We start from the raw sequence: 20,895 nt of genomic DNA, 5'->3' as shown, positions 1-20,895 counted from the left end.
CGGGACCCGCGCAGGAACGGGCGCGGGACCGGCAGGGAGCAGCGGAAACAGAGGGGAACACGGAGATGATCTTCCGGAACTGGGCGCTCACCGGGGTGCGGGCGCTGGCACTGACGGTGCTGTGCACCGCGGTCTCGATCACGCTCTTCGTGCTGACCCTCGTCTCCGTCGCCCTCATCCCCGTGCTCGGCATCGGCCTGATGACGACGCCCTGGGTGCTGGAGGGCGTGCGGATGCAGGCCAACCTGCGCCGGCTGCTCGCCGCCCAGTGGGCGGACGTGCGCATCCCCGCCACGTACCGCCCCTGGCCGCCGAACCTGCAAGGCGGGCTCATCGGCCAGGCGCAGCGCACCCGCCACATGCTCACCGACCCGGCGACCTGGCGCGATCTGCGCTGGCTGTTCACCGACATGCTCGCGGGCACGGTCCTCGCCGTCGTCACGGTCGCGCTGACCTTCTATCCGCTGGAGGGGTACGTGATCGCCGCCGGCGTCTGGGACCCCATCACCGGCGGCGGCGACAACACCTACTGGTACGGCTTCGTGCCGGTGTCCTCGCAGGCCACCGCGCTCATGGCCGCCGGGCTCGGCACCGCCCTGCTGGCCGTCGGCCTCTTCACCAGCCACCGCCTGCTCGGCCTGCACTTCCAGATGACCAAGGGCGTGCTGGCGCCGCGCGAGGTCGAGCTGGCCGAGCGGGTCGCGCGGCTGACCGAGACCCGCTCGGACGCCGTCGACAACTCCGCCGCCGAACTGCGCCGCATCGAGCGCGACCTGCACGACGGGGCGCAGGCCCGGCTGGTCGCCATGGGCATGAGCCTGGGCACCATCGAGGCGCTCATCGAGAAGGACCCGGCCAAGGCGAAGGAGCTGGTGTCGCGGGCGCGCGGCGAGTCCGCCGAGGCGCTGACGGAGCTGCGCGACCTGGTACGGGGCATCCACCCGCCGGTGCTGGCGGAGCGGGGCCTCGCGGACGCGGTGCGGGCACTGGCGCTGCGCATGCCGGTCCCGGTCGAGGTGGACATCGACCTGGGTACGCCGCCGGGGCGGGCGGCGGAGCCGGTGGAGTCGGCGGCGTACTTCGCGGTGAGCGAGGTGCTGACGAACGCGATCAAGCACGCGGAGGCGCAGCGCGTGTGGCTGGACATGGGGCACCGCGACGGCATGCTGCGGATCGCCATCACGGACGACGGCCGCGGCGGCGCGTCGCTGGACAAGGGGTCCGGGCTGGCCGGGGTGGAGCGCAGGCTCGGTACATTCGACGGCGTACTGGCCGTCAACAGCCCGGTCGGCGGCCCCACGATGGTGACCCTGGAGATTCCGTGCGCGCTGTCATCGCCGAAGACCTCTTCCTTCTGAGGGACGGTCTCGTCCGCATGCTCGAAGCGTATGACTTCGAGATCCTGGCCGCGGTGGACAACGGCCCGGAGCTGGCGCGGGCGCTGGACGAGCTGGAGCCGGACGTCGCGGTGGTCGACGTCCGGCTGCCGCCGTCGTTCTCGGACGAGGGCCTGCAGTGCGCGCTGCAGGCGCGGGCGAAGCGGCCGGGGCTGCCGGTGCTGGTGCTCTCGCAGCACGTGGAGCAGTTGTACGCGCGCGAGCTGCTGGCGGACGAGCGCGGCGGGGTGGGGTACCTGCTCAAGGACCGGGTGTTCGACGCCGACCAGTTCATCGACGCGGTACGGCGCGTGGCGGGCGGCGGTACGGCCATGGACCCGCAGGTCATCTCGCAGTTGCTGAGCCGGCGGGCGGCGCAGGACCAGCCGGTGAACACGCTGACGCCGCGGGAGCGCGAGGTGATGGAGCTGATGGCGCAGGGGCGGTCCAACGCTGCCATCGCGGAGCGGCTGGTGGTCACGGAGCGGGCGGTGGCCAAGCACACGTCGAACATCTTCAGCAAGCTGGGGCTGCCGCCGTCGGACGACGACAACCGCCGGGTGCTGGCGGTGCTGGCGTACCTGGACCGCGGCTGACGGAGCCGGGCCGGGCCCGCGGCGCGGGTCTGCGGGCTCCCGGGTCTGCGGGCTCCCGTACCGGCCCGGAAGACAGCGCTTGCGGCGCCGGGCTGTACGCGGTCACTTTTCGCCCGTTTCCCTCCGTTGCCCCCTCGCCCCGCGCGTGGCTACGGTCCGCTGATGACGGACATGACGCGACGCACGATCCTGGGCACGGCCGGCGCACTCGGCGCCGGCGCGGCACTCGTCGGCGGGCAGGCGCAGGCCCGTAGCGTGACGGCCGGAGGCGGCACGGCGGCGGCCGCGGGCAGGGGGTTCGGCGTGACAGCGGCCCGGGAGGCGCTGGAGCGGCTGCTGCCCGACCACGCCGGGCAGTTCGCGCTCACCGCGCTCGACGGCGAGGAGCGGTTCACCGTACGCGGCCGGGCCGGCCGGATCGAGGTCGGCGGCACCAGCCCCGCGGTACTCCTCACCGGCGTGCACTGGTACCTGAAGTACACCTGCCGCGCCGTCGTCTCCTGGTCCGGCAGCCAGACCCGGCTCCCCCGCCGCCTCCCCGCGCCCGCCGCCCCCGTGGAGCGCCGCGCCACCGTCCCGGCCCGGTTCGCGCTCAACGACACGCACGACGGCTACACCGGCCCGTACCACGACTGGGCGCGCTGGGAGCGGTTCGTCGACGTGCTCGCCCTGCACGGCTGCAACCAGGTGCTCGTCACCCCCGGCACCGAGGCCGTCTACCACCGGCTGCTCCAGGACTTCGGCTACTCCGACGCCGAGGCCCGCGCCTGGCTGCCGGCCCCCAGCCACCAGCCGTGGTGGCTGCTGCAGAACATGAGCGACTACGGCGGCCCCGTCTCCCCCGCGCTGCTCGCCGAGCGCACCGAACTCGGCCGCCGCATCACCGCCCGCATGCGCGAGCTGGGCATCTCCCCCGTCCTGCCCGGCTACTTCGGCACCGTCCCCGGCGGCTTCGCCGACCGCAACCCCGGCGCCCGCACCGTCCCCCAGGGCACCTGGGCGGGCCTGCCCCGCCCGGACTGGCTGGACCCGCGCACCGACGTCTTCCGCGACGTCGCCGCCGCGTTCTACCGCCACCAGGAAGACCTCTTCGGGGCCGTAGGCCACCTGAAGATGGACCTGCTGCACGAGGGCGGCGACCCGGGCGACGTCCCGGTGCCGGAGGCCGCGCGCGCCGTCGAGACCGCGCTGCAGACCGCCCGCCCCGGCGCGACGTGGGTCATCCTCGGCTGGCAGGAGAACCCGCGGCGCGAACTCCTCGAAGGACTCGCCCACCCCGGCCGGATGCTCGTCGTCGACGGCCTGTCCGACCTGGAGCGCGTCACCGACCGCGAGACGGACTGGGGCGGCGTGCCGTACGCCTTCGGCACCATCCCCAACTTCGGCGGCCGCACCACGATCGGCGCCAAGACCCACATGTGGGCGGAGCGGTTCGCCGCCTGGCGGGACAAGCCGGGCAGCGCGTGCGTCGGCACCGCGTACATGCCGGAGGCGGCCGAGCGCGACCCGGCGGCGCTGGAGCTGTTCAGCGAGCTGGCGTGGCGGGCCGAGCCGGTGGACCGGAAGGAGTGGTTCGACGAGTACGCGGCCGTGCGCTACGGCGGCGCGGACCCGGCGGCGCGCGCGGCGTTCGCGGCGCTGCGCGAGACGGCGTACGCGATCTCCAGCGCCGACGGCCGCCCGCACGACTCGATCTTCGCCGCCCGCCCGTCGCTGGACGCCCGCTCCGGCGCGTACTACGCGACCAAGACGCCGGCCTTCGACCTCGCCGAGTTCGACAAGGCGTTCGGGGCGCTGCTGGGCGTCGCCCCGGCGCTGCGCGCCTCCGACGCGTACCGGCACGACCTCGTCGACCTCGCCCGGCAGGCGCTCGCGAGCCGGTCCCGCGTGCTGCTGCCGCAGCTCAAGGCGGCGTACGAACGGGAGGACGCGGCCACCTTCCGCACGCTGTCCGACCTGTGGCTGAAGCTGATGGCGCTCAGCGACGAGACCACCGGCGCGCACCGCGCGTTCCTCCTCGGCCCGTGGCTCGCCGACGCCCGCCGGATGGCCGCGGACGACGCGGAGGCCGCGCTGCTGGAGCGCACCGCCCGAGTCCTCGTCACCACCTGGGCCGACCGCCCCACCGCCGACGGCGGGCACCTCGCGGACTACGCGAACCGCGACTGGTCCGGGCTGATCCGCGACGTCCACGCGCCGCGCTGGCGCGCCTACCTGGAGGAGCTCCAGGACGCGCTGGCGGCGGGGCGGGATCCTGAGCCCTTCGACTGGTACGCGGTCGAGGACCCCTGGACGCGGCAGCGCAACCGCTACCCCGAGCGTCCCTCCGGCAACGCGCACACCCTCGCGCGCCGCGTCCACGACGTGCTGGCCACGGCCCCGTACCAGGGCGTCGTGACGGCCGTGGCGGATCCGCCCGCGCTCGCGCCGGGCGGGAAGGGGCGGCTGACCGCCGGGTTCCGCAACATGTGCGGGCTGGCCGCCACGGGCGCCGTGGAGCTGGAGCTGACGGGCCTCGACGCCGCGCCGCCGGGTGCGGTCTCCCTGCCGGCGGTGCCGGCGGCGGGTGGGGCGGAGCACGCGTGGGAGGTACGGGCGCCCGCCGGGCCGCCCGCGAAGCCGCTGACGCCGCTGGCGTACGAGGTGCGCACGGCGTACGGGATGGCGGGGCAGGAGCCGGTGGCGGTGCACACCCCGGGCACGCTGTTCGTCGCGGGACCGCTGGCCGACGGCCTCGCCACGGTCACCACCAACGCCGCCGTCTTCGGGCAGCTCGGCGACCGCTGGGCGGTCGACGGGGGCGGGGCGGACATGTGGAAGGCGACGGCGGAGTTCGGCGCGGTCTTCCGGCCGGGGTCGCTGGCCTCCGGCGGCACGGTGACGCTGACGGTCGACGCGCAGGCGCCGACGGGTCCGTGGGCGCGGGCGGGCATCGTCGCCCGCAACGACCTGCGGACGGCGGGCGCGGCCGGGTTCCTCAACCTGGCGGTGACGCCGGCGAACGGCGTGGTGCTGTCGTACGACTCGAACGGCGACGGCACGCTGGACACGTACCGCCGGATCACGGGCGTCACGGCACCGGTCACGCTGCGGCTGACGCGGGCGGGGGACACGTTCACGGGCGCGTGCTCGACGGACTCCGGGGCGACGTGGCGGACCGTCGCGACGGTCACGGTGCCGGGGACGGCGGCGACCCAGGACGCGGGGCTGTTCATGTCGGCGGCGGCGGGTGTGCGGGGGACGGTGGAGTTCGGCGGGTGGACGAGCGGGTGAGGCCGGGCGGCGGGCACGGGCGGCCGGGCCGGGCGCCGCGGCGGAGTGACCATCTGAGGATTCACTCGTTCAACCCAGCGTGGATCAGCAGGCCGTCACCGCCCGGGGCGCCGCGAAGCCGCCACCGCCCGCGGACACCGTCCCCCCGCCCGTCGACGTCGAGCAGGCCGAGGCCGCCGTCGTCGAGCACTATGCGCATCTGACGCGGCTGGCGTATCTGCTGCTGCCGGCGGAGGAGGACCGCGGCAGGCGGGTGCTGGCGGCACACGGCCTGGTGCAGCGCTCGCTGCCGCGGGGGCGTACGGCACCGGGGGCACCGGGTTGCGGGGCGCAGGACCGGATGCCGGGCGACGACGTGCGTGACGGGGTGCCGCCGGGCGCCGTGCCGGGCCAGCGGGCGGACGGGAGCGCCGGGGGCGGCGGCGCGGCCAGGGGCGCCGGTTCCGCGGGCGGTGCGGACGGGGCCGAGGTGCGGTTCGGCCCCGGTGCGCCCTGGCGGAACGACGGGGACGCCGGGGCCGGGTACGCCTACGTGCGGCTCCGGATCGTACGGGCCGCGCTCGACGCCGGGCGGCCCCGCGGTCGGCTCCGGCTGCCGCGGACCGGCGGGCTGCCGAGCCCGCTGCCCCGGCTCTGGGGGCTGCGGCTCCACCCGCGCCCGGGCGGCTCCGACGAACTGGCCCTCGACCGGGCCCTCGCGGCGCTCCCCGCGCCCGCCCGCGCCGCGTACGTGCTGCGCGGCCTCGAAGCGCTGCCCGACCCCGCCGTGCGCCGGCTGCTCGCGGCGGCCGGTGCCGAGGACCCCGGGGCCGCGCTCGCCGCCGCCGACCGCGTCGCCGAGCCGCCCGGCAGCGCGGAGCGGCGGCTGCTGCTCTCCCCCGAGTTCGACCCCTGTGCGCTCCAGGCCCGCCCCACCGACCTGCTCCGGCGCCGCCAGCACACCCGCGCCGCGCTCGCCGCCGCCGCGGCCCTCGTCGCCGTCGTCGCCCTGCTCGGCGTCCCCGGCGCCGGGGGCGGCGCGGACGATGCGGCGGCGGCCCCGTACGCCCGCAACGCCTTCGCGGAACAGGCCCTCGACCCGGCGCAGCTCGCCGTCGCGGGCCGCGACGACTGGCAGCGCGCCGGCCGCGCCGACTTCGCCGCCTGGCCGGCCCGCGGCGCCCGTACCCGCGACGCCGCGCTGCTGCGCCGGGCGCTGGCCGTCTGGGCCCGGCCCGGCGAGCCCGTACGGGTCTCGGCCACGCCCGGCACCGCCGCGGGGCCGCCCGCGGGCCCGCCGCGGCTGCTGTACGCGGGGGACGTCGACCGGGCGACCGTCGTCCTCTTCCACGACGGCCTGCGACTGGTGCGGTACGCGGAGGTGCGGGACGAACCGGGCGCCGCGGTGCTGGACTTCGCCCGCGCCGACGCGGCGGACGCGGCGAGCGCGCTGGCCGTCGTCGTCGGCCGCACGGACGGCAACGTCCGCTATCTGACCGCGCCGTGGGTCTCCGGGGTCTCGCTGCGCGAGCTGCTGGACCCGGCGGCGGAGGCGCGGCGGGTCGACCGCGACACGGACGGCGTAACCGCCCCCGTCCCCAGCACCCCGCTCCCCACCACCGCGCCCGCGGAACCCGGCACCGCACCGACCGGCACGGGGGCACCCGGCGGGAAGGCGGCGGACGGGACGGCTGACGACACGGGGACGACCGACGCACCGGCCGCGGAAAGCCCGGCCGACGGCACCCCGGACGCCGACTCCCCCGACGACTCGACGGCCACCGCCGAGCAGCACTGCACCACCTGGCCCGCCCTGGAGCTGCGCACCCGCCCGTCCGCGGGCGCCGGCGCACCCGCCCAGCTCACGACCGACCTCGGCGAGCTGGTGCCGGCCAGGCTGACGTACGGCCCGCCGGCCGCCGCCACGGACGTCGCCGGCGCCGCGGCCCGCGACCGCTGGGCCCGTACCGCATGCCACCTCGCCGCGCTGCGCGCCCACGGCGTACGGTCCGTGAACTCCTGGACCTTCGCCGGCCAGCCGCTGCCCGAGGCGGGCGGCACCGCCGCCTGGGTGTGCACCCGCGCCGACACCTGGCGCGGCACCGGCGGGGTGGCCCTGGCGCAGTTCCAGCCGCCGGCGGCCGGCGCGCGGCAGCAGGGCGCGGTGGCGGCCCGCGCGCGGGACACGACGGCGTGCGGCGTACGGGCGCCGCACGCGCTGGCGGGCGTGCTGTGGAAGGCGCGCTCCGGCAGGTGGTACGTGCTGGCGGCGGGCAGCCGCGACGTCACCTCGGTCACCGCCTCGGGCGGCGTGAGCGGCGCGGCGGCGGGCCGGTTCCTGGCCACGGCCGCGGACCGCGGCGCCCGCGCCAAACTGACCGCAACCCTCCCGGACGGCACCACCCTCCGCCCCCCGTCCTGACCCCGGCCCCTCCCTGCAGCCGCCCCTCGTCCGCCGCCCCCGCCCCGGGGGTGCGAAACGCGGGGGAAACTCCCTACCGTGACACCGACGGCCCGCACCCGCACCACCGATCACCCGCCACCCCCGCCCACCCCTTCCGCACCCCCCACCCCGCCCCGCCCGCCGCAGGCGCACCCGCGGGGTGCGAAACGCGGTGGAAACTCCCTACCGTGATACTGAGGGCTCGCGCCCGCGCCACCGAGTCACCTGCGAGGATGTGGACCATGGAGAAGCAGCAGGAGTTCGTGCTCCGGACTTTGGAGGAGCGCGACATCCGGTTCGTGCGGCTGTGGTTCACCGACGTGCTGGGCTTCCTGAAGTCCGTCGCCGTCGCACCCGCCGAGCTTGAGCAGGCGTTCGACGAGGGCATCGGCTTCGACGGCTCCGCCATCGAGGGCTTCGCCCGGGTGCACGAGTCGGACATGCTCGCCAAGCCCGACCCCGGCACCTTCCAGGTGCTGCCCTGGCGCGCGGAGACGCCCGGCACGGCGCGGATGTTCTGCGACATCCTCATGCCCGGCGGCTCGCCGTCCTTCGCCGACCCGCGGTACGTGCTGAAGCGGATCCTCGCCAAGACCTCCGACCTGGGCTTCACCTTCTACACCCACCCCGAGATCGAGTTCTTCCTGCTCAAGGAGAAGCCGGTCGACGGCAGCCGCCCGGTGCCCGCGGACAACTCGGGGTACTTCGACCACACCCCGCAGAACGTCGGCATGGACTTCCGCCGGCAGGCGATCACGATGCTGGAGTCGATGGGCATCTCGGTGGAGTTCTCGCACCACGAGGGCGCGCCGGGCCAGCAGGAGATCGACCTGCGCTACGCGGACGCGCTGGCCACCGCCGACAACATCATGACGTTCCGGCTGATCATGAAGCAGGTGGCGCTGGAGCAGGGCGTGCAGGCGACGTTCATGCCGAAGCCGTTCTCCGAGTACCCGGGCTCCGGGATGCACACGCACCTGTCGCTCTTCGAGGGCGACCGCAACGCCTTCCACGAGTCGGGCTCGGAGTTCCAGCTCTCGAAGGTCGGCCGCTCCTTCATCGCCGGACTGCTGCGGCACGCCGCGGAGGTGTCCGCGGTGACGAACCAGTGGGTGAACTCGTACAAGCGCATCTGGGGCGGCTCCCAGCGCACCGCGGGCGCCGGCGGCGAGGCCCCGTCGTACATCTGCTGGGGCCACAACAACCGCTCCGCCCTCGTCCGCGTCCCCCTCTACAAGCCCGGCAAGACCGGCTCCACCCGCATCGAGGTCCGCTCCATCGACTCCGGCTGCAACCCCTACCTCGCGTACGCGATGCTCCTGGCCGCCGGTCTGAAGGGCATCGAGGAGGGCTACGAGCTGCCGCCGGGCGCCGAGGACGACGTGTGGGCTCTGACGGACGCCGAGCGGCGCGCGATGGGCATCGAGCCGCTGCCGCAGAACCTCGGCGAGGCGATCGGGCTGATGGAGCGCAGCGAGATCTGCGCGGAGACGCTCGGCGAGCACGTCTTCGACTTCTTCCTGCGCAACAAGAAGCAGGAGTGGGAGGAGTACCGCTCGGAGGTCACGGCCTTCGAGCTGCGCAAGAGCCTCCCGGTGCTGTAGGGGCGGGGCGCGCGATGGCGGTTCCGCAGGGGCGCAGGAGCAGTGCGTTCACCCGGCTGCTGCGGTACGGGTTCGGGGAGCCGGCCGACGCCGGGCGGCTGCTGGAGTCCGCGGTGCTCGACGGCGTACGCGACGATCCCGTGCTGCTCGACGCGCTGGGCGGCACCGCGGATCCGGACCGGGCACTGCTCGGTCTGGTGCGGCTCGCGGAGGCGCTGGGTCCCGAGCGGCGGCAGGTGCTGCTCGACACGCTGGTGACGGCCAAGCCGCTGCGCGACCGGCTGCTGGGGGTGCTCGGCGCGTCGGAGGCGCTGGGGGACCATCTGGCGCGGCACCCGGACGACTGGGAGTCGCTGGTCACGTACGAGGCGGCCGATCTGCACCCGACGACCGCGGAGTTCGAGCAGGCGCTCGCGGAGGGCGTCTGGGGGCCGCGGGGCGCGAAGCTGCCGCGGGCCGACGCGCTGCGCGTCGCGTACCGGCGGGCGCTGCTGGGGATCGCCGCCCGGGACGTGTGCGGGACGACGGACGTGGTGCAGGCCGCGGCGGAGCTGGCGGACCTGGCGACGGCGACGCTGCGGGCGGCGGTGGAGATCGCCGCCGAGGAGCAGCCGGAGGACGCCGCGCTGTGCCGGCTCGCGGTGATCGGGATGGGCAAGTGCGGCGGCCGGGAGCTGAACTACGTCTCGGACGTCGACGTCATCTTCGTCGCCGAGCCGCGCGAGGACGCCCCGGGCGGCGGCCAGGGGGCGGAACCCGCGGACGAGCGCGCCGCGATGCAGGCCGCGACGCGGCTCGCCGCCCGCCTCATGCGCGTCTGCTCCGACACCACCGCCGAGGGCACCATCTGGCCCGTCGACGCCAACCTCCGCCCCGAAGGCCGCAACGGCCCGCTCGTGCGCACCCTCTCCTCCCACCTCGCGTACTACCAGCGCTGGGCCAAGACCTGGGAGTTCCAGGCCCTGTTGAAGGCCCGCCCGGTCGCGGGCGACCCGGCGCTCGGCGCGGCGTACGCGGAGGCCATCGCGCCGATGGTGTGGCATGCGGCGGAGCGCGAGAACTTCGTCCCCGACGTGCAGCAGATGCGCCGCCGGGTGGTGGCGAACATCCCGGCGGCGCAGCTCGACCGGGAGCTGAAGCTGGGCCCCGGCGGGCTGCGGGACGTGGAGTTCGCGGTGCAGTTGCTGCAGCTCGTGCACGGCCGCGCCGACGCCTCGCTGCGCAGTGGTACGACCCTGGACGCGCTGGAGGCGCTCGCCGCCGGCGGGTACGTGGGCCGTGCCGACGCCGCCGCGCTGGACGACGCGTACCGCTTCCTGCGCTCCCTCGAACACCGCATCCAGCTCCAGAAGCTCCGCCGCACGCACCTGGTGCCCGAGAGCGAGCACGAGCTGCGCGCGCTCGGCCGCTCGCTGGCGCGGCTGCTGCCCGACGAGGGCCGCGGCGACCCGGTGTCGCAGTTGCGCAAGGTGTGGCGGCGGCACTCCTTCGAGGTGCGGCGGCTGCACGAGAAGCTGTTCTACCGCCCGCTGCTCGACGCCGTCGCCAGGCTCGCGCCCGGGGAGGTGCGGCTGACGCCGGACGCCGCCCGGGAGCGGCTGGTGGCCCTCGGGTACGAGGATCCGGCGGCGGCGCTGCGCCATCTGGAGGCGCTGACGTCGGGGATGAGCCGGAAGGCGGCGATCCAGCGGACGCTGCTGCCGGTGCTGCTGGGCTGGTTCGGCGACTCGGCCGACCCGGACGCGGGGCTGCTGAACTTCCGCAAGGTCTCGGACGCGCTGGGCAGCACGCCCTGGTATCTGCGGCTGCTGCGCGACGAGGGCGCGGCGGCGGAGAACCTGGCGCGGGTGCTGTCCTCGGGCCGACTGGCACCCGACCTGCTGCTGCGGGCGCCGGAGGCGGTGGCGCTGCTCGGCGACGAGCAGGGGCTGCGGCCGCGCGGGCGGGCGCACCTGGAGCAGGAGATCCTGGCGGCCGTCGGCCGGCACACGGACCCGGAGGCGGCGGTGGCGGCGGCCCGCGGCGTACGGCGGCGGGAGCTGTTCCGTACCGCGGCGGCGGACCTCATCACGGCGTACGGGGCGCACACGGCACCCGGTGAGGAGGACGAGGAGGACGCCGAGGGCGGGCGGGAGCACGACGGGGACGAGCACGCCCGGATCGCCGCCGCCGTCGACCGTACGGGCGACGCGCTCAGCGACCTCAACGCCGCCACCATCGCCGGCGCCCTGCGCGCCGCGACCGCCGCCCGCTGGGGCGACACCCTGCCGACGCGGTTCGCGGTGATCGGCATGGGCCGCTTCGGCGGCCAGGAGCTGGGCTACGGCTCGGACGCCGACGTGATGTTCGTGCACGAGCCGCGCGAAGGCGTCTCCGACGAGGAGGCTGGCGCGGCGGCGTTCGCCGTCGCCAACGAGCTGCGCCGGCTGCTGCAACTGCCCAGCGCCGACCCGCCGCTGCTGGTCGACGCCGACCTGCGGCCCGAGGGCAAGTCGGGGCCGCTGGTGCGCACCCTCGCCTCGTACGCGGCGTACTACCGGCGCTGGTCGCTGACCTGGGAGAGCCACGCGCTGCTGCGCGCCGAGCCGGTCGCGGGCGACGCGGGCCTCGGCGCGCGGTTCACGGAGCTGATCGACCCGCTGCGCTACCCGGCGGGCGGGCTCGGCGAGGACGCCGTACGCGAGATCCGGCGGCTGAAGGCGCGGATGGAGGCGGAGCGGCTGCCGCGCGGCGCGGACCCGGCGCTGCACGCGAAGCTGGGGCGCGGCGGGCTCGCGGACGTGGAGTGGACGGTGCAGTTGCTGCAGTTGCAGCACGCGCGCGAGGTGCCCGCGCTGCGTACGACCCGCACCCGCGCGGCGCTGGCCGCGGCCTCGGAGACGGGGCTGCTGGACGCGGAGGACGCGCGGATACTGGACGACGCCTGGCTGCTGGCGACGCGCCTGCGCAACGCGGTGATGCTGGTCCGCGGCCGGCCGGGCGACACCTTCCCCGCCGCGGAACGCGAACTCGGCGCGGTGGCTCGCTACTTCGGCTACGGGCCGGGGCAGGCCGGCGAGCTGCCGGAGGAGTACCGGCGGACGACGCGGCGGGCGCGCGCGGTCGTGGAGCGGCTCTTCTACGGGGCTGAACCGGCCTGACCCGCCGGCAGATCCGCCGCCGGGCCGGTTCGCCCGGACGAGGGACGGTTCGGCGGGCCGTTCGTAGCATGGCGCGTCGTTCGTGCGATTTGCCCTTTTTCTTTTCGTGGCCCGCTGGTAGACCGGCCGGGCACGGATAGGGCGGCACCGACAGCGAGGTGGCACGGAATGCGTACGGCGATCGCTTCCGCGGCGATGGTCGCCGGGCTGCTGGCGTCCCTCGCCCCCGCCCCGCCGCTCTCCCCCGACGCGCCCCCGGCCGAGCTGCCGACGTCGCCGATCCGGCTCGCGCTGGAGCGCCGGGCCGCGCCGGACGGCGGCACGACGTACGCGATCACGGTGCACAACACCTCGGGGGCGAACGCGCCGAACGGCCGGGTGACCCAACTCCTCCCCGAATCCCTGGACTACGTCTCCGCGACCCCCCGGGCCGAGACGACCGGGCAGCAGGTGACGTGGCAGATCATGCTGCCGGCGGGCACGACCCGGGTGCTGAAGGTGACCGCCGCCCCCGACCGCACCGAGCGCGACAGCCGGGACCTCCGGGCCGCCAACGCCGCCGACGACGTACGGGCCCCGCGGGACGCCGGCGCCGCGGACCGCGCGCCCGCGGCCGCCACGACGGTCTGCTTCCAGGGCGGGACCCGTGGCGAATGGCTCACCTGCACCAGCGCGGACGACGAGTGGTCACCGGAGCCCTGGGTCTCCTCGAACAAGGTCTACGCCGTCGGCAGCGCCGCCGCCGCGCTCCTCGTCGGCACCGCGGGCATCGTCATCCTGCGCCGCCGCCGCTCCCGCGACGCGGAGGACGACCGCCGGCAGTGACGCGCAGGCGCTGGATGACCGCCGTCCACGATGCGGTGTCGGGCGGCACTGGTCTCAGGTGGCCCTCGCCGGGAACGGCAGCGGGCGGCTGTGCACCACGTCGAGGCGGGAGACGGCGCGGGTCAGCACGACGTACAGGCGGCGCAGGCCGGTCCGCCCGTCCTCGGCGTCGGTGATCGCCGCCGGTTCGACCGCGACGACATGGTCGTATTCGAGGCCCTTGGCGGCGGTCGCGGGCAGGACGGTGACGCGGGCGGCCAGGTCGTCGGGGCCCGCCGTCGCGATGCCTGCTTCTTCCAGAACCGAGCGCACCCGGTCGACGTCGGTAGCGGCGGCGACCACCCCGATCGAGCCCTCGCTGTCGAGAGCCTGCCGTACCGCGTCCCGGGTCGTGGTGAGGACATCCGGGGTGGGCAGCATCCGGAGCGCGCCGTCCCGGCGCAGGGAGCGGGCGGCGGGGACGTCGACGTCGAGGTGGCCGAGCAGGCGGTTGGCGAGGTCGACCACGGCGGCCGGCACCCGGAAACCGGTGGTGAGCGCCGCGATCTCGGCATGCGGCCGGCCCAGGTGGGCGAGGAGTGAGGGCCAGTCGCGGGCGGCCCACGGCGTGGTGCCCTGCGCCAGATCGCCGAGCACCGTCAGCGAGCCGAACTCCGCGCGCCGCGCGATCACCCGTGCCTCCATGGGGGAGAGGTCCTGCGCCTCGTCGACGACGATGTGACCGTAACCCTCGGGGCGGTCCAGGAGCCCGGACAGCTCGTCGAGGAGTACGTGGTCGGCGGCGCTCCACTTCGCCGACTTGAAGGACCGCGGCGGTCTCGCCCAGAGCAGCGCCCGCTGTTCGCCGGCGTCCAGGACGCCCTGGGCGGCGCGGGCCAGTTCCCCGGCGTCGCTGAACAGCGCGGTGAGCACCTCGGCGGGCTTCACCTGGGGCCACGCGGCGTCCAGGAAGGCGCCGATCGGCCGGGCCCGGCCGACCCGCTGCGTCCAGGCGGCCGTGACGGTCACGGCCCGGCGTTCGGCCTGCCGCTGGATACGGTCCACGATCCGGCTGCGCACCCGCTCGCGGCCGATCGCGTACGGCGGCCGCTCGTCGCGTACGCCCGCGACGATCTCCGCGAGTTCCGCGGGCGGCACCCGGCACCACGCGGAGCCGTCGCGGATCGCCACCCCTTCGGTGATCCCGTCCGCCGACACCCGTGCGTACAGCGCCCGCCGCAGCACCTCGGCCATCCGCACGTCGTGCTTCAGTACGGCGGCCGCCGCGCCGTCCTCCGCACGCACCTGCTGCTCCCCGGCGGCCAGTTCCCCGACCGTCGACTGCCGCACCCCGGTCTCGCCGAGCGCCGGCAGTACGGCCGAGATGTACGACAGGAACGTGCGGTTCGGGCCGACGACGAGCAGACCGCTGCGCCGGATCTGCCGCGCGTAGGTGTAGAGCAGATACGCGGCGCGGTGCAGCCCGACGGCGGTCTTGCCGGTGCCCGGGGCGCCCTGCACACAGACGGAGACGGCGAGTTCGCGGCGTACCAGGTCGTCCTGGTCGGGCTGGATGGTGGCGGCGATGTCGCGCATCGGGCCGGTGCGCGGGCGCTCGATCTCGCCGGTCAGGATGCGGCCGCCACGGGTCGCCTCCGCCGCGGGCCGTTCGTCCTCCATGCTGGTCAGGTCGTCGGAGCCGCCGGTGCTGCCGGGCGCCCAGCCGAACCGGCGGCGGGTCTCGACGCCCTGCGGGTCCTTCGGTCCTGCCTGGTAGAAGGCGCGCGAGACCGGTGCGCGCCAGTCGATGACGAGGGGCGGTGCGGACGGGTGCTCGGTGATGCGCATCCGGCCGATGTGGTAGCGCTGTCCGGCGTGGTCGCCCGCCTGCCCGGCGTCGTCGGCGAAGTCGAGGCGGCCGAAGAACAGTGGCCCTGGCGGCAGTTCGTGCAGTTCCTTGGCCTGGCTGCGCAGCTCGTGGCCGAGTACCTCGGCGTCGGCGCCGGACGCGGACGCCTGCTCGCCGAGGACCACCTGCCGGTCGGCACCCGCGGCCATCGCGCCGAGGGCGGCTCGGCAGGTCTCGTGATAGCGGCGTTCGTCGGCGAGGGAGGTCTCGGCGAGGGTGTGTGCGGTGCCCATCCACCCAACATAACGCAACTCGGTTACATTTTTTACACGGTCACGCTATGAGGCGCGGTTCCGTCCCGGTTCGATCCCTTTCGCCAACTGCCCGAACGCCAGCTCAGCCGCCTCCCTCGCATCCGATGCCACCGCGTCCGCACTCTCGCCGTCCGCGATCCGCCGCGCGTTCTCCTCCGCGAGAATCCGCTGCACCGCCGCGATCTGCCCCGCCGCGAGCCGGGCCGGCACCGCGGGCCCGCCCAGCGCGTCGGCGAGCGCCCGCTCCGAGCGCTCCTGCCAGCCGGCGAGCCGCGCGACCAGGGAGGGCGTCCCGTAGAGGAGCCGCTGGTACGCGATCACCGCCGGGTGGTCGCAGAGGCCGGTCACCGGGTCGCGTCGCTCAAGCCCGTCCAGGAAGTTCCGGCGCAGCGCCGCGAGCGGCGACTCGCCCTCCCCTCGGGCCGTCACGACCCGGGCCGCTTCGTCCTGGTGATCGGCGAACCGGTGCAGAACCAGGTCCTCCTTGGACGGGAAGTACCGGAAGAGCGTCGGTTTCGACACTTCCGCCGCGGCCGCGACCTCCGCCACGGACACCGCGTCGTACCCCCGCTCCAGGAAGAGCCGGACCGCGGTCTCGGAGAGCAACTGCCGCGTGCGCTGCTTCTTGCGTTCGCGCAGACCGGGGACGGGGGTATCGGGGCGGGTCATGGGGTCGAGGATAGGAGGCGGCCACCGGCTGCCGTACCTCGCAACCGTCCCGCGGAACGTCTCGAAGCTAGGTGGACGCCACCCTCTGTGGCAGCCGGTAGGCGATCGTGCCGTACCAGGCGTACGAGACAGCGAAGCCGAAGCTGAGGCAGATGATCCCGCCCACCGCGTCCATCCAGAAGTGGTTCGCCGTCGCCATGATGACCAGCAGCGTCAGCGTCGGATAGAGCACCCCGAACAGCTTGACCCACAGCGGCTTCGCCAGTACGGCGATGGTGATGCCCGCCCACACCGACCAGCCCACGTGCATCGAGGGCATGGCGGCGAACTGGTTGGAGACGTTGGCGAGGTTGCCCGAGGACATCGAGCCCCAGGTCTCGTGGGCCCGCACGGTGTCGACGAAGTCCATGCCCTCCATCAGCCGCGGTGGCGCCAGCGGAAAGCTGTAGTAGCCGACGAGGGCGAAGCAGGTGGTGATGGCGAGTGCGAGGCGCACGGCGGCGTAGCGGCCCGGCTGCCAGCGGTAGAGCCAGACGAGCACGCCGAGGGTGACGACGTAATGGAGCGTGCCGTAGTAGTAGTTCATCGACACGACGAGCCAGGTGACGCCGTCGACCGCGTGGTTGAGCGAGCGCTCGAAGGCCAGTCCCAGGCTCTCCTGGAAGCTCCAGATGCGGTCCGCGTTCTTCAGCGCCTGCGCCTCCTGCTCGGGCACGGCGTTGCGGATGAGGGAGTACGTCCAGTAGACGAGCGCGACGAGCATGATCTCGAACCACAGCCGCGGCGGGCGCGGCGAGCGCATCCGGTCGAAGAGGGCGCGCAGGCGCTGCCGGGAGGGTGTCGGGTCTCTTCGGCTCTCGTCGGCGTCCGTATCGGTCGAGGAGACGGGTGTCCGCCGGTCCTGAAGAGTCCTCGCAATCTTCGGTGGCCGGGGTGCAAGGTCCCGGGAATACGACGCGCCCATGGGGAGACAGTTTGCCAGACGGAGCGGGGTCGTCAGATCATCCCCCGGTGCCGCATGAGGGCAGGTAGCTCCTCCCGGGGCGGCAGGCCGCGGTGCCGCGGCACGGTTCGCCGCGGCCCGCGGCGTGGTTCGCCGCGGTCCCGGGCGGGCCGCGGCGGGCCCCGCGCCGGATGGGGAGGAGCGGCGCGGGACCCGGTTCCGGGAGCGGTGCGGTCAGGCGACGGGCTCCAGCCAGCCGCTCAGCCGCACCGTGTTCTCGCCGTACGTACGGTCCAGTTCGCGCCGCAGTTCAGGGGTGGCGGCGACGACTTCGAGGGTGACGGCGTTGCGCACCGGGTCGACGGCGGAGCTGAGCATGCCCTCGACGTCCTCGTCGAGCTGCCGCTGGACGCGGGTCAGTTCCGCTTCCGAGTGCTCGGCGCCGACGACGCACAGCGGGCCGTCCCACACGCCGCGCAGCTCACGCTCGGCGGCCTCGGTGCCGCCGCCGTCACCGGTGCCGGCGAACCTGATGTTGACGATGCCGCCGTCGAGCCAGGAGCCGGCGTAGCCGGGCATCTTCCCGGCCTTGTCCAGCACCCGCTGCCGGTCGGCGCCGCCGGCGCCGGCCGTGTCCTTCCCGCCCTTCGGGTCCTTTTCGTCCTTGAGGTCCGCGCAGGGCGTGTCGAAGTCCGCGGCGGCCTCCGGCGCGCCCGGTTCCGTGGCCGCGCCGGCGGGCCGGGGCTTCTCGGCCAGGGTGAAGCGCTCGCCGTCCCAGGTGCCGACGAGGTCCAGCGGATCGGTGTACGTGGTGTCCCTCGCGCGGTGCGCGCGTACGTCGTCCCACTCCCAGCCGACGATGTCCGGGCCGCCGCACTGCGGCGGCATCGACTCGGCGAGGGTGCGGCAGAGCTGCGGGCCGTGCTCGCCGTTCGCCAGGACCGTGGCCTGGACGCGGTAGAGCCCGGCGTTGGGATCGACGTCCCCGCGGCTGCCGTCGCCGGCGGACCCGGAGGCATCCTCCGAGCCGCAGCCGGCGGCCAGCACGGCGGTGGCGAGGGCGGCGGCGGTGGCCGCCGAGGTGCGTAGGGGGGTCGTTCGGTTCATGTCTCTCGGACGGCGCCGCTCCGGATCGGGTTCCCTCGGGGCCCGCGGCGCCCGGCGGTTCAGCCGTCGAGCGCCGCGCGGATCAGCCGGGCCGTCTCGACGGCGTGCTCCTCGTCCCGGTAGCGCGTACGGGGCCAGAAGAAGCCCCGCAGCCCGTCCTTGCGGTTGCGCGGTACGACGTGGACGTGCAGGTGCGGCACGGACTGGCTGACCCGGTTGTTCATCGCGACGAACGACCCGGCCGCCGCCGTGGCCCGCTCCACGGCGCCGGTCAGCCGCCTGACCCGTACGAAGAACGGGCCGACCTCGGGCTCCGGCAGATCGGTGAGGGTCTCCACGTGGTGGCGCGGGATCACCAGGACGTGTCCCGGGAAGAGCGGCCGGGCGTCGAGGAAGCCGACCGCCACCTCGTCCGCGAACACCCGGTGACTCGGGAGCTCACCGCTCGCGATGGCGCAGAAGGTGCAGTTCACCCCTCCAGTCAACACCGGTCCCGCGGGATCGCAGGGCGCACGGCGGGCAGATGCAGCGCACGCGGCCGCAGCTCGGACAGACGGGTACAAGCGCGTTCATGACTCCCAATGTCCCCTTCCGGTCTGAGGATTGGGTGAGAACCACGTGCGTAATCGCTGAAGCCCCGGCCATTGACAGCACCCGCGGCCCTGACTAAGTACCTCGGTTAACTGTTCGGTAACCACCCGTTGGAGGCCCCGGTGCGCGCTCGGCTCACGGTCCTGACCACCGTCGCGGCGCTCGCGCTGGGCCTGCTCGCCCCCACCGCGCTCGCCGAGCAGGCCGCCGGGTCCCCGCGGTCCGTACGGACCGAGCAGCCCCGCGGCGGCGACCGCGCCGGGTGCGACCCCATCGGCCCCGCGGAGTGCCTGCTGCCGTTCCCCAACGACTGGTACACCGAGCAGGACCGCCGTACGGACACCGGCCGCCGGATCGCGTTCGAGCCCTCCGCCATGCCCGCCAACGCCGCCGGCACCCGCATCGACCCCGCCGAGTGGAACCGCAGCGACGGCTTCTCGCCCGGCTCGATGATCCTCGCCCACGTGCCCGGCGTCGACCTCGGCGAGACCCGCGCCGCGCCGCTCACCGGCATCGGCGCCTCCCTCGACCGCGACGCGCCGATCGTGCTCCTCGACGCCGACACGGGCAAGCGCCACCCGTACTGGGCGGAGCTGGACGCCAACGCCACGGACCCCGCCCGCCGGGCCCTCGTCGTCCGCCCCGCGCGCAACCTCGCGGAGGGCCACCGCTACGTCGTCGCCCTGCGCCGGCTCAAGGACGCCGACGGCCGCACCCTCCCCGCGCCCGACGCCTTCCGCCGCGTCGACGGACCCGCGCTGCGCAAGGGCGACCCGCTCTACGAGCGCCAGCGCGACCACCGCCAGGTCCGGCGCGACCTCGACCGCGCCGGCGTCACCTCCCGCGGGCTCTACCTGGCCTGGGACTTCACCGTCGCCAGCGAACGCAGCCTGAGCGAGCGGATGCTGCACATCCGCGACGACGCCTTCGCCGGCCTCGGCAAGGGCGTACCGGAGCATCTGGTGTACGAGGTGAAGGACCACCCCGCCGACGACCCGATCGCCCGCACGGTCCGCGGCGTCTACAACGTCCCCAGCTACCTCGACGCCCCCGGCGGCCCGCCGGGATCCGGCTTCCACCGCGCCGGCGGCAGCAAGGACGCGCTGCCCGCCCGGCCGCCGGGCAACAACCAGGTGGTGCCGTTCCAGTGCGAGATACCGCGCGCCGCCCTCGGCGGCCCCGGCGAGCGCGGCGAGGCGGCATGGCCCGTCCTCTACGGCCACGGGCTCCTCGGCAACGAGACGCAGGTCGGCTCCCGTACGCAGCGCGAGCTGGCGGCCCGCGGCAACTTCGTCATGTGCGCCACGAAGTGGCAGGGCATGGCGGACGAGGACATCCCCTTCGTCGCCAGCACGCTCCAGGACCTCAGCCGCTTCCCCGCGGTCGCCGACCGGCTGCAGCAGGGCGTGCTCAACACCCTCTGGCTCGGCCGCCTCATGCGGCACGCGGACGGGCTCGCCGCGGACGACGCCTTCCGCGGCGCAGGGGGCGCGAGCGCGATCGACGTCCGCGCCCGGCTCGGCTACGCCGGCCACAGCCAGGGCGGCATCATGGGCGGCATCTACACCGCCGTGGCGCAGGACAGCACGCGCTCCGTGCTGGGCGTGCCGGGGATGAACTACAGCACGCTCCTCAACCGCAGCGTCGACTTCGCGCCGTTCCAGCAGATCCTGGACCGGGCGTACCCCGACAAGCTGCGGCAGCAACTCGGCTTCGCGCTCATGCAGATGGTCTGGGACCGCGGCGAGGCCAACGGCTACGCGCAGCACATGACGTCGGACCCGCTGCCGCGCACCCCGCGCCACCAGGTGCTGATGCACGTCGCGTACGGCGACCACCAGGTCTCCCCCACCGCCGCGGAGGTGCAGGCCCGTACGGTCGGCGCCCGGATCCACGCTCCCACCGTGGCCGACGGGCGCAGCCCCGACGAGGAGCCGTACTGGGGGCTGCGGCAACTGCGTTACCCGTACGCCGGTTCCGGGATGCTCGTCTGGGACAGCGGCAGCCCGTACCAGCCACTGACGAACACCCCGCCCAGCGAGGGCAGGGACCCGCACAGCGACCCGCGCGACGAGCCCGCGGCGCAGCGGCAGATGGCCGAGTTCCTGAACACCGGCAGGATCGTGGACGTCTGCGGCGACGCGCCCTGCACGGCCTCGCCCGCGGGGTGAGCCGCTGCCGGTGCGCGGGTGATCACCGTACGATCG

The 20,895-nt window shown here is 75.0% G+C and carries 13 protein-coding genes; 8 read left to right on the top strand and 5 right to left on the bottom strand.

Annotated elements, in window-relative coordinates; translation table 11 throughout:
- Window positions 1–65: 65 nt before the first annotated feature.
- From CXR04_RS27300 to CXR04_RS27270, 7 genes are all read left to right on the top strand, one after another.
- Window positions 66–1,358: a sensor histidine kinase gene (locus CXR04_RS27300; protein ID WP_101424890.1), complete on the top strand. Its 1,293-nt coding sequence runs from the start codon at window positions 66–68 to the stop codon at window positions 1,356–1,358.
- Window positions 1,322–1,972: a LuxR C-terminal-related transcriptional regulator gene (locus tag CXR04_RS27295; protein WP_047015382.1), complete on the top strand. Its 651-nt coding sequence runs from the start codon at window positions 1,322–1,324 to the stop codon at window positions 1,970–1,972. Before CXR04_RS27300 ends, CXR04_RS27295 begins: the two co-directional genes overlap by 37 nt.
- 162 nt (window positions 1,973–2,134) lie before the next feature.
- Complete coding sequence (locus CXR04_RS27290) at window positions 2,135–5,245, top strand: alpha-N-acetylglucosaminidase (RefSeq protein ID WP_101424889.1); 3,111 nt, start codon at window positions 2,135–2,137, stop codon at window positions 5,243–5,245.
- A 79-nt stretch (window positions 5,246–5,324) separates the two neighbouring features.
- Window positions 5,325–7,646: a hypothetical protein gene (locus tag CXR04_RS27285; RefSeq protein WP_101424888.1), complete on the top strand. Its 2,322-nt coding sequence runs from the start codon at window positions 5,325–5,327 to the stop codon at window positions 7,644–7,646.
- A gap of 263 nt (window positions 7,647–7,909) precedes the next feature.
- Complete coding sequence (locus CXR04_RS27280) at window positions 7,910–9,271, top strand: glutamine synthetase family protein (protein WP_101424887.1); 1,362 nt, start codon at window positions 7,910–7,912, stop codon at window positions 9,269–9,271.
- A 14-nt stretch (window positions 9,272–9,285) separates the two neighbouring features.
- Window positions 9,286–12,411 (top strand): bifunctional [glutamine synthetase] adenylyltransferase/[glutamine synthetase]-adenylyl-L-tyrosine phosphorylase, encoded by a 3,126-nt coding sequence (locus CXR04_RS27275; protein WP_101424886.1) that lies wholly within the window; start codon window positions 9,286–9,288, stop codon window positions 12,409–12,411.
- A 168-nt stretch (window positions 12,412–12,579) separates the two neighbouring features.
- Window positions 12,580–13,236, top strand: a complete 657-nt coding sequence (locus CXR04_RS27270) for a DUF11 domain-containing protein (RefSeq protein ID WP_101424885.1) — start codon at window positions 12,580–12,582, stop codon at window positions 13,234–13,236.
- Between the two features lie 54 nt (window positions 13,237–13,290).
- Here the strand turns inward: CXR04_RS27270 and CXR04_RS27265 are convergent, their stop codons facing one another.
- The 5 genes from CXR04_RS27265 to CXR04_RS27245 form a co-directional block, all read right to left on the bottom strand.
- Window positions 13,291–15,357, bottom strand: a complete 2,067-nt coding sequence (locus tag CXR04_RS27265) for a HelD family protein (protein WP_101424884.1) — start codon at window positions 15,355–15,357, stop codon at window positions 13,291–13,293.
- A 45-nt stretch (window positions 15,358–15,402) separates the two neighbouring features.
- Window positions 15,403–16,047 (bottom strand): TetR/AcrR family transcriptional regulator, encoded by a 645-nt coding sequence (locus CXR04_RS27260; RefSeq protein WP_101424883.1) that lies wholly within the window; start codon window positions 16,045–16,047, stop codon window positions 15,403–15,405.
- A 67-nt stretch (window positions 16,048–16,114) separates the two neighbouring features.
- Window positions 16,115–16,849 (bottom strand): phosphatase PAP2 family protein, encoded by a 735-nt coding sequence (locus CXR04_RS27255; RefSeq protein ID WP_101424882.1) that lies wholly within the window; start codon window positions 16,847–16,849, stop codon window positions 16,115–16,117.
- Window positions 16,850–17,224: 375 nt separating this feature from the next.
- Entirely contained in the window at window positions 17,225–18,097 is an 873-nt protein-coding gene (locus CXR04_RS27250) for a hypothetical protein (RefSeq protein WP_101424881.1), read from the bottom strand.
- Window positions 18,098–18,156: 59 nt separating this feature from the next.
- Window positions 18,157–18,570: an HIT family protein gene (locus CXR04_RS27245; protein WP_101424880.1), complete on the bottom strand. Its 414-nt coding sequence runs from the start codon at window positions 18,568–18,570 to the stop codon at window positions 18,157–18,159.
- A 240-nt stretch (window positions 18,571–18,810) separates the two neighbouring features.
- On the opposite strand from CXR04_RS27245, the gene CXR04_RS27240 reads away from it, so the two are divergent.
- Window positions 18,811–20,859 carry a hypothetical protein gene (locus CXR04_RS27240; RefSeq protein ID WP_101424879.1) on the top strand — a complete coding sequence of 683 codons (2,049 nt, stop codon included), beginning with the start codon at window positions 18,811–18,813 and terminating at the stop codon, window positions 20,857–20,859.
- Window positions 20,860–20,895 lie beyond the last annotated feature (36 nt).

The sequence above is a fragment of the Streptomyces sp. CMB-StM0423 genome (assembly GCF_002847285.1).
Taxonomy (GTDB): Bacteria; Actinomycetota; Actinomycetes; order Streptomycetales; family Streptomycetaceae; genus Streptomyces.
This window is presented reverse-complemented; position numbering and strand designations above follow the sequence as displayed.

Excerpts from the sequence above, each read along its gene's own strand:
- CXR04_RS27300 (WP_101424890.1), top strand. The coding sequence starts at position 66 with ATGATCTTCCGGAACTGGGCGCTCACCGGGGTGCGGGCGCTGGCACTG.
- CXR04_RS27290 (WP_101424889.1), top strand. The coding sequence starts at position 2,135 with ATGACGGACATGACGCGACGCACGATCCTGGGCACGGCCGGCGCACTC.
- CXR04_RS27280 (WP_101424887.1), top strand. The coding sequence starts at position 7,910 with ATGGAGAAGCAGCAGGAGTTCGTGCTCCGGACTTTGGAGGAGCGCGAC.
- CXR04_RS27275 (WP_101424886.1), top strand. The coding sequence starts at position 9,286 with ATGGCGGTTCCGCAGGGGCGCAGGAGCAGTGCGTTCACCCGGCTGCTG.
- CXR04_RS27270 (WP_101424885.1), top strand. The coding sequence starts at position 12,580 with ATGCGTACGGCGATCGCTTCCGCGGCGATGGTCGCCGGGCTGCTGGCG.
- CXR04_RS27265 (WP_101424884.1), bottom strand. The coding sequence starts at position 15,357 with ATGGGCACCGCACACACCCTCGCCGAGACCTCCCTCGCCGACGAACGC.
- CXR04_RS27260 (WP_101424883.1), bottom strand. The coding sequence starts at position 16,047 with ATGACCCGCCCCGATACCCCCGTCCCCGGTCTGCGCGAACGCAAGAAG.
- CXR04_RS27255 (WP_101424882.1), bottom strand. The coding sequence starts at position 16,849 with ATGCGCTCGCCGCGCCCGCCGCGGCTGTGGTTCGAGATCATGCTCGTC.
- CXR04_RS27250 (WP_101424881.1), bottom strand. The coding sequence starts at position 18,097 with ATGAACCGAACGACCCCCCTACGCACCTCGGCGGCCACCGCCGCCGCC.